General features: G+C 56.5%; 14 protein-coding genes and 1 pseudogene. 10 read left to right on the forward strand and 5 right to left on the reverse strand.

Features of this window, described 5'->3' with window-relative positions:
* Positions 1 to 34 precede the first annotated feature (34 nt).
* Genes rplI through rpsF form a run of 4 tightly spaced genes read right to left on the reverse strand, consistent with a single transcriptional unit; the run spans position 35 to position 1526 of the window.
* Positions 35 to 487, reverse strand: coding sequence for a 50S ribosomal protein L9 (rplI, locus tag AKL27_RS07810; protein WP_050462237.1), 453 nt, complete (start codon positions 485 to 487; stop codon positions 35 to 37).
* Between the two features lie 26 nt (positions 488 to 513).
* Positions 514 to 798 (reverse strand): 30S ribosomal protein S18, encoded by a 285-nt coding sequence (rpsR, locus tag AKL27_RS07815; RefSeq protein ID WP_007882558.1) that lies wholly within the window; start codon positions 796 to 798, stop codon positions 514 to 516.
* Positions 799 to 831: 33 nt separating this feature from the next.
* The gene (priB, locus tag AKL27_RS07820; RefSeq protein ID WP_050462238.1) at positions 832 to 1125 is read right to left on the reverse strand and encodes a primosomal replication protein N; all 294 of its coding nucleotides are present in this window, start codon (positions 1123 to 1125) and stop codon (positions 832 to 834) included.
* A 32-nt stretch (positions 1126 to 1157) separates the two neighbouring features.
* The gene (gene rpsF / locus AKL27_RS07825) at positions 1158 to 1526 is read right to left on the reverse strand and encodes a 30S ribosomal protein S6 (protein WP_050462239.1); all 369 of its coding nucleotides are present in this window, start codon (positions 1524 to 1526) and stop codon (positions 1158 to 1160) included.
* A 244-nt stretch (positions 1527 to 1770) separates the two neighbouring features.
* Between rpsF and lexA the strand changes: the two genes are divergently transcribed.
* The 10 genes and pseudogenes from lexA (at position 1771) to AKL27_RS07875 (ending at position 11879) form a co-directional block, all read left to right on the forward strand.
* The gene (lexA, locus tag AKL27_RS07830; RefSeq protein ID WP_050462240.1) at positions 1771 to 2412 is read left to right on the forward strand and encodes a transcriptional repressor LexA; all 642 of its coding nucleotides are present in this window, start codon (positions 1771 to 1773) and stop codon (positions 2410 to 2412) included.
* Between the two features lie 253 nt (positions 2413 to 2665).
* Entirely contained in the window at positions 2666 to 4621 is a 1956-nt protein-coding gene (locus AKL27_RS07835; protein ID WP_050462241.1) for a tetratricopeptide repeat protein, read from the forward strand.
* Between the two features lie 313 nt (positions 4622 to 4934).
* Complete coding sequence (locus AKL27_RS07840) at positions 4935 to 6023, forward strand: flagellin N-terminal helical domain-containing protein (protein ID WP_050462242.1); 1089 nt, start codon at positions 4935 to 4937, stop codon at positions 6021 to 6023.
* 77 nt (positions 6024 to 6100) lie between these two features.
* Positions 6101 to 6460, forward strand: coding sequence for a flagellar protein FlaG (locus AKL27_RS07845; protein ID WP_050462243.1), 360 nt, complete (start codon positions 6101 to 6103; stop codon positions 6458 to 6460).
* Between the two features lie 257 nt (positions 6461 to 6717).
* Positions 6718 to 8766 carry a flagellar filament capping protein FliD gene (fliD, locus tag AKL27_RS07850; RefSeq protein ID WP_050462244.1) on the forward strand — a complete coding sequence of 683 codons (2049 nt, stop codon included), beginning with the start codon at positions 6718 to 6720 and terminating at the stop codon, positions 8764 to 8766.
* Between the two features lie 42 nt (positions 8767 to 8808).
* On the forward strand, positions 8809 to 9273 hold the full coding sequence (gene fliS, locus AKL27_RS07855; protein WP_050462245.1) for a flagellar export chaperone FliS: 465 nt from the start codon (positions 8809 to 8811) through the stop codon (positions 9271 to 9273).
* A gap of 5 nt (positions 9274 to 9278) precedes the next feature.
* Positions 9279 to 9614 (forward strand): flagellar protein FliT, encoded by a 336-nt coding sequence (locus AKL27_RS07860; protein ID WP_050462246.1) that lies wholly within the window; start codon positions 9279 to 9281, stop codon positions 9612 to 9614.
* Between the two features lie 2 nt (positions 9615 to 9616).
* On the forward strand, positions 9617 to 10777 hold the full coding sequence (fliK, locus tag AKL27_RS07865; protein ID WP_050462247.1) for a flagellar hook-length control protein FliK: 1161 nt from the start codon (positions 9617 to 9619) through the stop codon (positions 10775 to 10777).
* Positions 10764 to 11061, forward strand: a pseudogene (locus tag AKL27_RS07870) (EscU/YscU/HrcU family type III secretion system export apparatus switch protein). The gene fliK and the pseudogene AKL27_RS07870 overlap by 14 nt, the downstream one beginning before the upstream one ends.
* A gap of 62 nt (positions 11062 to 11123) precedes the next feature.
* Positions 11124 to 11879: a flagellar brake protein gene (locus tag AKL27_RS07875; protein WP_050462249.1), complete on the forward strand. Its 756-nt coding sequence runs from the start codon at positions 11124 to 11126 to the stop codon at positions 11877 to 11879.
* Positions 11880 to 11998: 119 nt separating this feature from the next.
* On the opposite strand, the gene fliE is transcribed toward AKL27_RS07875, so the two are convergent.
* Positions 11999 to 12349, reverse strand: coding sequence for a flagellar hook-basal body complex protein FliE (gene fliE / locus AKL27_RS07880; protein ID WP_408609760.1), 351 nt, complete (start codon positions 12347 to 12349; stop codon positions 11999 to 12001).
* Between the last annotated feature and the right edge of the window lie 58 nt (positions 12350 to 12407).

Consider the following 12407-nt stretch of genomic DNA (forward strand, 5'->3'; position numbering starts at 1 on the left):
CCGGCTTTTTTTGCACTGCGGCAATACAACGCGATTAAGCGTGCTCACCTGTAACGGCAACGGTGACATCCACAACGACGTCAGTGTGCAATGCCACCGACACGGCGTGTTCGCCAACAATCTTCAACGGACCTTGCGGCAGGCGAATTTGCGCCTTCTCGACCGCGAAACCTTGCTTGACCAGGGCTTCCGCGATATCGGCATTGGTAACGGAACCGAACAGACGGCCGTCAACACCCGATTTTTGCGAGATCTGAACGGTCAGACCGCTCAGCTTTTCGCCTTGCGCCTGCGAAGCTGCCAGCTTTTCAGCTGCTGCTTTTTCCAGCTCTGCGCGCTTTGCTTCGAACTCGGCGATTGCCGTGGTGGTAGCACGGCGTGCCTTGCGTTGCGGGATCAGGAAGTTACGTGCATAACCGTCCTTGACGCGAACTACTTCGCCCAGACCACCGAGATTAACGACTTTTTCCAACAGAATGACTTGCATGTTTTTCTCCTATATCCAGTCGTCAATTAAGCGTTGTGCAGATCAGTGTATGGCAGCAACGCGAGGTAACGTGCGCGCTTGATCGCAGTGTCAACTTGACGCTGATAGTGTGCCTTGGTGCCGGTCAGGCGTGCTGGCATGATCTTGCCGTTTTCCTGAACGAAATCTTTCAGCGTGTCGACATCCTTGTAGTCGACTTGCTCAACACCAGCCGCGGTGAAGCGGCAGAATTTTTTACGCTTGAACAGCGGATTTTGCTGTTGACGCTTTTGCTTCAACTTGCTTTTATCGAATTTTTTACCGAATGCCATTTGGGGCTCCTGATATCTGAATTGGGTGAAAACCTAAACTACTGGTTCAAAATCAACGATGTGAAACACGAGGCTTTTGCTGTTACGATTTTTTTTCGCCAGAAAACCGGAAAACCGGAACTGACTGCCGAGAGCCGCCTGATTGAATCGCCCTGAAATCTCGCCCGCAGCAACTGCGGCAATATCCAGCTCAACCAATCTCTTGATACCGGCTTCCATCTGTTCCGACTGATGCTGCAATCTCGCTGCAACGATCGGTATGCCGGCCGGGGTGTAACGGACTACGTCACGTTCGGCAATGCTGGCATCAAACTGAAGCTGGTTCACTCTCCGGGTACTTTTATCGTCATCAAAGGCAATTAAGCTGCTGGTGCTTCAGAACGGCTGCTCTTTGCAGCGTCTTCCTTCTGGACAGCCTTCAGGATTGGCGAAGGACCGGTTTCGGCCTTCTTCAACTTGACTGTCAGGTGACGCAGCACGGCATCATTGAACTTGAAGCCGGTTTCGATTTCAGCCAGCGTTTCGCTGTCGACTTCGATGTTCAGGCAAACGTAATGTGCTTTAGCCAGTTTCTGGATTTGATAAGCCAGTTGGCGACGGCCCCAATCTTCAACACGGTGAACCTTGCCGCCGCGTGCAGTAACGATACCCTTGTAACGCTCGATCATCGCAGGTACTTGCTCGCTTTGGTCCGGATGGACGATAAATACGATTTCATAATGACGCATGTAGACTCCTTTTTGGACTATTAACAAATTTGCCCACCTCGGCGTCAAGACGAGTGTGGGAAGAGGAAAACGCGAGATCATACAGGACTGTGGCGAAAAACTCAATCACTTCAAGGATTTACTGGCAGCAGCCCCGCAATGTCCCGGTGAAATAGTCGGGGTTGGCACATTGACAGCGCCACACAACTGTATAAAAATACAGACTGTTTATGCACCCAGCATAATTCCAGGACCCGCCCACACCATGCTCAAACTGACCGCCCGCCAGGAACAGATCCTCAATCTCATCAAGGATGCCATCGAAAACACCGGCTTCCCGCCGACGCGGGCGGAAATTGCAACAGAACTCGGTTTTCGCTCGGCCAATGCCGCCGAAGAACATTTGCAGGCACTGGCCCGCAAAGGCGCCATCGAAATCTCGCCGGGCACGTCACGCGGCATCCGCCTGCGCGAGAACGGCATCACCGGCCACCGGCAAATGGCCCTGCCCCACCCGGCCCTGATGCAACTGAGTCTGCCGCTGGTGGGCCGGGTTGCCGCCGGCTCGCCGATCCTGGCGCAGGAACATATAGAGAGCAACTACAACGTCGACCCTGCGCTGTTCTCCTCCAAACCGGACTATCTGCTCAAGGTGCGCGGCATGTCGATGCGCGACGCCGGCATCCTCGACGGCGACCTGCTGGCCGTCAAGAAGACCGATCAGGCGCGCAATGGCCAGATCGTGGTCGCCCGCATGGGAGATGACGTTACCGTCAAACGCTACCGCAAGACCGGCACCCTGATTGAACTGATCCCGGAAAACCCGGATTTCAACATCATCAAGGTCGAACAGGATGATTTTGCGCTCGAAGGCCTGGCCGTCGGCCTGCTGCGCAGCTGGCACTGAAGGCAGCGGTGACACCCGAATCGCGCCGCCCGCTACCGCACGAACCCGAAAGCCTGCCATGCGCAGGCTTTTTTATTGGCACAACAACATCGCAACGAGACGAATTACCTGTTTTTTTCTGCCTGTTCCTGCATTCGAATCCGGAATCGGCCCCTTATGATGGAGCCTCAAATTATTCTGTCCGCCAGTAACGATCTGCCAGTACATGCCCGGATCGACTGTCCGGAACCATCATCAAGCCAAGGAAATGCAGATGTCCACGCGCAACAGCAAGAAACCGGTGAAGAACAACGGCCATGACCTGAAAGATCTGCTGGCGGTCAGGGAATGCCTGAATTTACTGGAGCAGCACAAGCTGGCAGAGGCAAAAAAAATCTGCCAGGAAATCCTCAAGCGCGCACCGAGGCTGGTCTTTGCCAATCATGCGATGGGCTTGATTGCGATGGAAGAGGAAGATTTCAGCACCGCAGAAACTGAATTGCGCAAAGCGCTCGCCGCCGACCCCGACAATGCCGGCTACCTCACCAACCTCGGCAAGGCGGTTCTGAAATCCAATCGCATTGATGATGCCATCAAGCTGTTCGAGCAGGCGATTGCCATTGATACCGACAGCAAGGAAGCACGTATCGGCCTGGCCAATGCGCTGCACGAAAAAAACGACCCCGATGCCTCGATCGCCTATTTTGAAGATGCGGTCCGCCGCGCACCCGATGCGCCCGGCCCCCTGTCGCACCTCGGCAGCGCCCTGATTGATGCCAAACGCTATCAGGAAGCAGTCGCCACGTTGCTCAAGGCACTCGAACTGCAAATCAACTTCGCTCCCGCCCACACCAATCTGGGCACCGCATTCCAGGAAATGGGCATGCTCAACGAAGCAATTGAATGCCACAAGACTTCGCTGCTGCTGGATCCCAAGGATATTTTTGCGCACAACAAAATGGCAGATACCTACGCCAAGCTCAAAGACTACGACAAGGTCCATGAAATATATCAACAGGTAATCGAACTGGCGCCTCTCGATGCCAACAGCTACGCCAAACTTGCCTCCAGCTACTTTGAGAAACAGGATCGCTACGACGACGCCATACAGTTATTTCACAAAGCACTGGAAATTGCCCCCAGACACGCCCTGACACACAACAACATCGGCGCAGTCATGCACGACCACGGCGACACCGATGCCGCAATGGTCTACTTCAAACAGGCACTGCAACTCAAGCCCGACTACACCACTGCCCTGCACAACCTGGCGCTGGGCCAGTTGCTGGCAGGCGACTTTGCCGAAGGCTGGAAGAATCACGAAAGCCGGCTTGAAGTCAAGGAGCGGCGCGCGGTATACCGGGTCATCCACAAATTGTTCGCGCTCATCCCGAAATGGGATGGAACATCCTCGCTCAAAGGCAAATACATCCTGCTGATGCATGAACAGGGCTTTGGCGACAGCATTCAATTCGTGCGCTATGTGCGCATCTTGCTGGAGCAGGGAGCACGCGTGGCGCTGCACGTCAAAGATCCGCTGGCGCGCCTGTTTCGCAGCGTTTCCGACCAAATTACCCTGGTCCGGGAGTCCGACCCTATTCCCCAATGCGATTGCGCCTATGTGTTGATGAGCCTGCCGCAAGCACTCGGCACCAATCGCATCGAAGACATTCCGGCCTACCCGTCCTATCTCCGCGCCAACCCGGCAGAACGCGCACGCTGGGCGGAAAAAATAGACAGACTAACAAATGACAAAAAGGCATTGCGCGTGGGCGTAGTCTGGGCCGGCAATCCCGAGCACGGCAACGATCGCCGCCGCTCAATCCCGTTGACCACCTTTGCAGAGCTGTTCAAGGTTCCGGGCGTACAGTTCTACTCCCTGCAAAAGGGCAAGCCGAGTGAAGAATTGCAGACATTGCCGGCAGCAGCGGAGGTTATCAGCCTGGGCGAAGAATTCACCGATTTTGCAGTAACGGCCGCCGCCATGGACAATCTTGACCTGATCATCAGCGTCGACACCTCGGTCGTGCATCTGGCCGGCGCCCTCGGCAAACCGACCTGGACCCTGCTGTCGGATCCGCCAGACTGGCGCTGGCTCAAGGAGCGCAGTGACTCCCCCTGGTACCCGAGCATGCGCCTGATCCGGCAAACGACCCAGGGCGACTGGGCCAGCGTCATTGCCAAAACAGCATCAGATCTGGCTGCGCTGCGCGACAGCCGCGCTCAATAATCCCCGCCTGACAAGCCCGGCAAGGCAGGCCGCAAGCGCATTTGCGGCCTGCCTTGTGCAATCGGCACAAAATCCCGCCCGCCATCGCTAAAGTTTTCTTCAATCGCGTCGAAATAGGATGTGCTTGACGTATGAAGCACGCAGTTTTGGTTCGGACAGCAAGGGAAAAAGAATTTTGGCGAAACCTCTAAACTTTTTCCGATACCGTCCGATAAAGCATACAACAGCGGTGAACGCCTGAGGCTTTTAGGTAAAAACCAAAGTTAAGCACTAAAACTCGGATTTATCGGCCTCAAATTTTAGGAGAACTAATATGGCATCAGTAATTAACACCAATATTGCGTCGCTTAACACGCAACGCAACCTGAACACATCGCAATCGTCGCTGAATACTTCGATCCAACGTTTGTCCTCCGGTTTGCGTGTCAACAGCGCCAAGGACGATGCAGCCGGCCTGGCAATTGCCGACCGCATGAATTCGCAGATCAAGGGTCTGGCCGTTGCGCAACGCAACGCCAACGACGGTATCTCGCTGGCACAAACTGCTGAAGGCGCACTGAGCAAGGTTACTGACAACCTGCAACGTATGCGTGAACTGGCTGTGCAAGCAACCAACGGTTCCAACGGTGCACAAGACCGCGCCACACTGAACAACGAATACAAGCAACTGTCGGACGAAGTGTTCCGCGTCCTGAACGGCACTACATTCAACGGCCAGAACCTGTTCACAGGTACCGGTTCGGGCGCCAGCGCTGGCGTCGGCTCCGACAACACATCCGCCTCCGCAGCACTGTCGCTGACCTTCCAGGTCGGCGCCAACGTGGTCGACGGCAAACTGAATGACCAGATCAGCATTTCGCTGGGCGACCTGTCCAACGATAAATCGATCGCTGATGTCGTTGGTACCAGCGCCAAGGGCCTGATCGGTCTGGGCGACCAAACCAGCGTCACGACCGCGCAAACCGCTTACACAACTGCCAAGGCAGCTCTGGATAATCTGTTTGCAACCGGTTCGACACTGACTTCGACAGCGCTGGCTTCGTCGGCTGTGTCACTGCAAGCGACTATCGACAGCGCCAAGCTGACACTGGACAAGGCAATTGCCGATCCGACAGCACAAAGCGATGCCGCCAAGGCGATCAAGAACCTGGACAAGGCCATCAGCGTGATTTCGTCCAAGCGCGCAGAGTTCGGTGCAGTACAAAACCGTTTCGACGCCGTGATCAGCAACTTGCAAATTTCCAGCGAAAACATCACATCGTCGCGCAGCCGTATCATGGATGCCGACTTCGCTTCGGAAACTGCCAACCTGACCCGCGCGCAGATTCTGCAACAAGCTGGTACGGCAATGTTGGCGCAGGCGAACTCTGCTCCTAACAACGTCCTGTCGCTGCTGAAGTAATTCTGAGCAATATGTAGGATGATGTGCGGAGAATATGCAAGTATTCTCCGCATATTCCTTTAACAAGGAGTCATGCCATGTCAATTTCCCCACTCAACATCACTACTTCCGGCGACGCCGGGGCCTATGCGCCAGCACCAGTTGCCGGCAACCGCCCTGACCCGATCGTTTCGGCAGGTGCGCCGGCTGCCACTCCGCAAGTCAAGCGCTCTACCGAAGCCGATGTCGCCAATGCCGTAGATACACTCAACAGCTTTGCCGCCACTGCTGCTGCTGCACTGAATTTCTCGACCGACAAGGAATCGGGCAAGACCATTGTGAAAGTCGTCGATACCGCGACCGACCAATTGATCCGCCAGATCCCGAGTGAAGAAGCGATTGCAATTTCACACTCGATCGACAAGATGCAGGGTTTGCTGGTGAATCAAAAAGCCTGAGTCTGCTACGAACTACTGCGGCAATGGAGGCCTGATGGACGGTTTGAACCGTTCAGCGAGGCCGGCTATGCCCAGCGACGGTAGTTCATAACAGATTTGCAATGCTTTTTGCCATCTGTTCACGCCTTTGACCGGATGGCAAATTATGACCATAGCGGTTATTCTCGGAGGATAATGCCTGCGCACAATATCGACGCGGCAACCTCGGCAGAGGTCCGCCCGACATGACCGTGGCACGCGTAAAACAGGAGAATTAAATGGCATCAGGGACAATTTCCTCACCAGGGGCCGGCAACACCGGCCTCGACGTCGCTGGCATCGTCGCCAAACTGATGCAGGCGGAGAACACCAAGCTGGATCCGCTCACCAAGCAGGCAACCAGCTACAACACGCTCCTGTCGGCCTACGGCAACCTGAAAAGCGCGCTGTCGACTTATCAGTCCGCCATCAAAGGCCTGACCAGCGCCACCTTCAGCGCCCAGAAATCCACCGTCAACAATACCGGTACTGCCCCCACCGGCAGCACCCTGACGACCGACGCCTTCACTGCGGACGTCAACACCGATGACGCCACCAAGATCAAATCGCAGAAATTGCAGAGCAAGGGCTTTCCCAGCTCGGCCGTTTTCAACGCCGGTGATTCGATGGCCATCAAGATCGGCACCAACCAGCCGGTGTTCATCACTTTGGGCGGCGATGCCACACTGACCGGCCTGCGCGACACCATCAACAATTCCAAAGCCGGCGTCAGCGCCTCGATCGTCACGGATGACCAGGGCAGCCATCTGGTGTTCGAATCGCAGACCGGCGGCACCGCCAACACCATCAAGATCACCTCGAACAACAGCCTGTCGGATTTTGCCTATGGCGGTGCCAGCGACACCACCACCTCGGTCAAACAGATTCAGGCCGCGCAAGACCAGACGGCAGCAGCCTCCGGCAATTACGACATCAGCATTTCACAGCTGGCATCGGCGCAGAAACTGAAATCGCCTGGCTACGATGCCGGCGCGACTTTCGATACCGGTATTCTGGCGATCAAGACCGGCGCCAATTCCACTGCCATCATCAAGCCAGCCTCCAACACACTGGCTGGTATCCGCGATGCGATCAATGCCAGTACCGATGCCGGCGTAACCGCCACCATCGTCAATGACGGCTCCAAATCCCATCTGGTTCTGACAGCCAAGGATTCGGGCGCAGTGAATTCGGTCAAGATCACCGGCACCGAAAGCTTTGCCGGCCTGTCATTCGACCCGAGCGCCACCATCACTTCGCCGGGCATCACGCCAGGACAAGCATTCGCCAGCGGCGCACTGACACTCAACGTCGGCGGCAGCGACATCACCATCAATCCGGGCGTCACACCGCCGGCCACGCAGCCGGCGCTGGCCGACATCATGGCCGCGATCAATACCGCCGGCAACGGCGCCGTTACCGCCAGCATCACCAACGACGGCACCAACGACCATCTGGTCCTCAAGCCCACCGGCAGCAACTCGGTATCGCTCAACGGCAGCGGCGACTATACCGCCCTGACCGGCAACCAGATGGGCCAGCTGTCGGCCGCGCAGGACGCCAAGCTGACCATTGACGGCGTAGCCGTCACCAGCAAGTCGAACAAGGTCACCGATGCCATTTCCGGCGTGACGCTGAATCTGTCCAAGGTCACCACCGCCAATGACAAGATGTCGCTCAATATCGCCAACGACAATACCGGCGTACAAACCACCGCGACCAGTTTCGTCACTGCCTACAACACGCTGGTCAAGACCATCAATGGCATGATGACCTACACTCCGGCAGCCAACCTCGGCGATGCCGGCACCTCCGGACCGCTGTATGGCGAAACCTCGGTATCGTCACTGATCGGCCAGATGCGTCAGGCACTGATCCAGTCGGTGCCGGGCGGCGGCTCGATCCAGACCTTGTCCGACATCGGCATTTCGTTCCAGAAAGATGGCACGCTGGCAAGCGATGCCACCAAATTGCTGAAAGCCACGACCGACAACTTCGCTGGTATACAGAATTTGTTTACGTCGACCAACGGCATCGTCACCAAATTGAATACGTTCATGACGGGCGTACTGGCAGACGATGGTATGATCGCTACCAAGACCAATGGCATCAAAACCAGTCTCAAGATCAATACGGATCGCACCACTGCCATGCAGGCGCGACTGAATTCGCTGCAAGACTCCTACACCACGCAATTCAACAATCTGAATTTGACACTGGCCAACATGAACAGCACGCAAAGCTACCTGACTCAGCAGCTGGCAGCATTGGCAAAGAGCACCGGATAATACAAGCAGACTGTTTATTTCTGTCTACGCGAGGAGAATACAATGTTCGGATCGACACAACGCGGTGCCAATGCGTACGCCAACATCGGCGTCGAGACCGGCGTGATCGCGGCCAGCCCGCACAAGTTGATCACCATGTTGCTCGATGGCGCGCTGGTGGCCATTGCCATGAGCCAGAAATACATGAAAGCCGGCGACATCAAGAACAAGGGCGAGTCGATTACCAAGGCCATCCTGATCGTTGACAATGGCCTGCGTGCCAGCCTGAACAAGGCGGTCGGCGGCGAAATTGCCCTTAATCTGGACTCACTGTATGAATACATGAGCCGCCAGCTGTTTACCGCAAATCTGAAGAACTCGCCGGAAATTCTGGATGAAGTGCATGGTTTGCTGGAAGAACTGCGCGGCGCGTGGGAAGCCATTGGCCCCAACGGCGGCGCATCGCAACCATCAACAGCCGGCATGGCCGCCAATCAGGAAAACCAGATCAGCTACGCGAAAGCATAATCATAATGGACAGCGCCGAAGTCCTCGCCCTCTACGAATCCGTGGCCGACCTGACCAATCAGATGCTGGTGGCGGCCCGCGACAGCAAATGGAATGTGCTGGCTGAGCTCGAAGTGCGTTGCGCACAACACGTCAACCGCCTCAAGCAACATGAATCTCTGGTCACGATGTCCGACGACAACCGTGAACGCAAGGTTGCCATCATCAAGAAAATCCTCGAACACGACCGCGACATCCGCGATCTGACCGAACCGGGACTCAAGCAGTTATCGGCCCTGATCCAAAATACCAGCACTGAGCGCAAACTGGCCAAAACTTACGGCATGACGCCCGGAGGTTGACGATGCTGCCGCGGGTCGATGTCGCCAATATCGTGCAGCCGGTGGCCGCGATTGAGGCGCCCACCGCGACGCTGGCCGTTGCCGATGCCAAGCAGGAGGCGTTCAGCCGCCTCGCGCAGATTGCCATCGGACAGCAAATGCAAGGCAAGGTACTGTCCTTGTTCAATGACGGCACTTATCTGGTGCGCATTGCCAATACCGCCGCCCGCATGGTGCTGCCCACCAGCACCCGCACCGGCGACTCGATGCTGCTGACGCTGGTCAGCAAAGACCCCCGCCCGACCTTTCTGATGGGCGAAAGCCAGCCCGCCGAAGAAGGTGACACCGTCACGCTCAGCCCGGGCGGACGGCAAATGGAAAAAGACCTGCAATCGTTGCGCACCGCCCAGCGCGACATGACCGGAACGATCGGCAAAAACGATGCACTGGAAGTGGTGGATGGCAAGTCAGGGCAAGCACCGGCCAACAATCCGCAAGCCAGCAGCACCACCTCACTGAGCGCCGCCGGCAAACTGATCGATACGCTGTTGCAAGCGTCCCAGCACGGCAATGTCTCCAATGCCATTGCAGGCAAAACGCCGCTGATCCCCTCACCTGCCGTCAGCACCACGCAACTGGCAGGCGCGCTGCATGATGGCGTGACGCTGAGCGGCGTCTTTTACGAGTCGCACGTTGCAGCCTGGAGCGAAGGCAAACGCCCGGTCGCCGAACTGCTCAAGGAGCCCCAGGCGCAACTCGGCCCCAAGACCGGCGCCACCAGCGACCTGCTCACCAGCAACGATCCGGCCCACACCCAGCTCGGGCAAATCATCAATCTGCAGCTCAATGCACTGGAACAACATCGCGTTACCTGGCAAGGCGAAGTCTGGCCCGGTCAGCACATGGAATGGGACATCAGCCAGGAGCATCGGCAAGAGAACGGCGCTCAGGAAGATGAAACAGCACCGACCTGGCACAGCGTGGTGCGCTTCAACTTCGAACACCTGGGTGCGGTCTCCGCTTCCATTCGCCTGGTTGGGCAACAGATTCACATGCAGGTAAGCACCAGTAATGACAATGCCGCCGCGGCGCTGCGCGCCAATGGCAATTTGCTGACCGAGGCCATGAGCGCGGCCGGCACCTCGCTGGACTCACTGATTGTGAAGCAGGATGGAGAAGCCTAAGTATCAGTCGGCGGTAGCGCTGGCCTACAACACCACGCAAGCGGCCCCCAAAGTGGTGGCCAAAGGCAGCGGGCTGGTAGCCGAGGCAATCATCACGCGCGCCCGGGACAGCGGCGTTTTCATCCACGAATCGAAAGAGCTGGTGTCGTTGCTGATGCAAGTCGAACTTGACCAGCAAATTCCGCCGGCACTTTATCGTGCCGTAGCGGAACTTTTGGCATGGTTATATCGTATTGAAAATATGCAATTAGACCAGCATGATGTATGATACGAGGCTACTTTGAATCTGCCCGTCACAGGCAGAAATCATCCCTTAATACCGATTTTCGACGCACAGCAAGTACAGATGGCAACCAATAACGACACCCCAGACGACAGCCCCTTCCGCGTGCACTCGCGCAGGGAAATCGTGTCCCTGCTGAGCAGCATGATGGACCGCAATCAATTGCTCAGCCTGCTGATCAAAGGTGGATCAGAGTCTGTCATCACTTCCATTCTTGATGTCGACGACGGTCAAGATTATGTCGTTATCGACGCTGCACCGAGCGCCACGCTGAACGACCATATCCTGCAGAGCAACCGGATCGGCTTCGAAGCGCTGTACAACAATATCCGCATCACCTTTACCGTCACACAGGCCAAGCAGCACATGTTCCAGGGACGCCCGGCGTTCAAGGTGCAGATTCCCGAAAGTCTGGTGCGCCTGCAACGCCGCGAGTACTTCCGTATTGCCACGCCGATTGCCAAACCGCTGCGCTGCACGTTTCGTGTCGACAATCCGGACGGTACTTTCACGACGGTGGTCACACTGCTCAACAACATCAGTGCCGGCGGCGTCGGCCTGACCGATGAAAAAAAAGTGCTGGACACCACACTGGGCCGCATCTACGACAACTGCCAGATTGAAATGACCGACAACACGGTGGTCACCGTCAAACTGCAGGTACGCGACTGCAAGGAACTCAAGCTGGCGAGCGGCAAGACCGTCAATCGCTTCGGCTGCGAATTCATTGATATTCCGCGCGCAATCCTGGCGGCGATTCAGCGCTTCATCACCAAGCTGGAACGCGAACAGAACGCCAAGGCATCCGGCATGCTCTGACCTGATCAGCGCCGCCCGGAATCCTGAGCGACGCGATCACGGCAACATAAAAAAGGCTGCTCTGCATTTTCATGCAGGCAGCCTTTCACTTCCCACCCCTGAGTACCTTCTGCAGCGCGCTACACCTGCATTGTCATAATGTCACGATAGGCCGACACCAGCTTGTTGCGCACCTGGATGCTGGTTTGAAAGGAAATGCTCGCCTTTTGCATTGCGATCATGACATCCGACAGATTGACGTTGTCGTCACCCATCGAAAAACTTTGAGACATGTCCGACGATTTCTTTTGCGCGGCACTGACCTGATCCAGCGAGGATTTCAGCACGTTGGCAAAATCCACGCGCGGCGCAGGCTTTTCGGCACCGGCCACCGCCGCCACGCCCTCGACCGGCGCTACGCCACCCTGCGCCCGGGCAGCAGCAGCCTTCAACTGCGCCACCATTGCTTCGATTCTGCTGGTATCAATCATGCTTACTGCCACTGTGCACCTCACTGTATTCGTCTGAATTCGGATCCTGCCCTGCGCC

Source organism: Herbaspirillum autotrophicum (assembly GCF_001189915.1).
GTDB lineage: Bacteria > Pseudomonadota > Gammaproteobacteria > Burkholderiales > Burkholderiaceae_D > Herbaspirillum > Herbaspirillum autotrophicum.

What these genes read in the sequence shown, in the direction of transcription:
- AKL27_RS07835 (WP_050462241.1), top strand. Translation starts at nt 2,666, where the DNA reads ATGTCCACGCGCAACAGCAAGAAACCGGTGAAGAACAACGGCCATGAC.
- AKL27_RS07845 (WP_050462243.1), top strand. Translation starts at nt 6,101, where the DNA reads ATGTCAATTTCCCCACTCAACATCACTACTTCCGGCGACGCCGGGGCC.
- rpsF (WP_050462239.1), bottom strand. Translation starts at nt 1,526, where the DNA reads ATGCGTCATTATGAAATCGTATTTATCGTCCATCCGGACCAAAGCGAG.
- rpsR (WP_007882558.1), bottom strand. Translation starts at nt 798, where the DNA reads ATGGCATTCGGTAAAAAATTCGATAAAAGCAAGTTGAAGCAAAAGCGT.
- fliS (WP_050462245.1), top strand. Translation starts at nt 8,809, where the DNA reads ATGTTCGGATCGACACAACGCGGTGCCAATGCGTACGCCAACATCGGC.
- rplI (WP_050462237.1), bottom strand. Translation starts at nt 487, where the DNA reads ATGCAAGTCATTCTGTTGGAAAAAGTCGTTAATCTCGGTGGTCTGGGC.
- lexA (WP_050462240.1), top strand. Translation starts at nt 1,771, where the DNA reads ATGCTCAAACTGACCGCCCGCCAGGAACAGATCCTCAATCTCATCAAG.
- fliD (WP_050462244.1), top strand. Translation starts at nt 6,718, where the DNA reads ATGGCATCAGGGACAATTTCCTCACCAGGGGCCGGCAACACCGGCCTC.
- AKL27_RS07840 (WP_050462242.1), top strand. Translation starts at nt 4,935, where the DNA reads ATGGCATCAGTAATTAACACCAATATTGCGTCGCTTAACACGCAACGC.
- fliE (WP_408609760.1), bottom strand. Translation starts at nt 12,349, where the DNA reads ATGATTGATACCAGCAGAATCGAAGCAATGGTGGCGCAGTTGAAGGCT.
- AKL27_RS07860 (WP_050462246.1), top strand. Translation starts at nt 9,279, where the DNA reads ATGGACAGCGCCGAAGTCCTCGCCCTCTACGAATCCGTGGCCGACCTG.
- fliK (WP_050462247.1), top strand. Translation starts at nt 9,617, where the DNA reads ATGCTGCCGCGGGTCGATGTCGCCAATATCGTGCAGCCGGTGGCCGCG.
- AKL27_RS07875 (WP_050462249.1), top strand. Translation starts at nt 11,124, where the DNA reads ATGGCAACCAATAACGACACCCCAGACGACAGCCCCTTCCGCGTGCAC.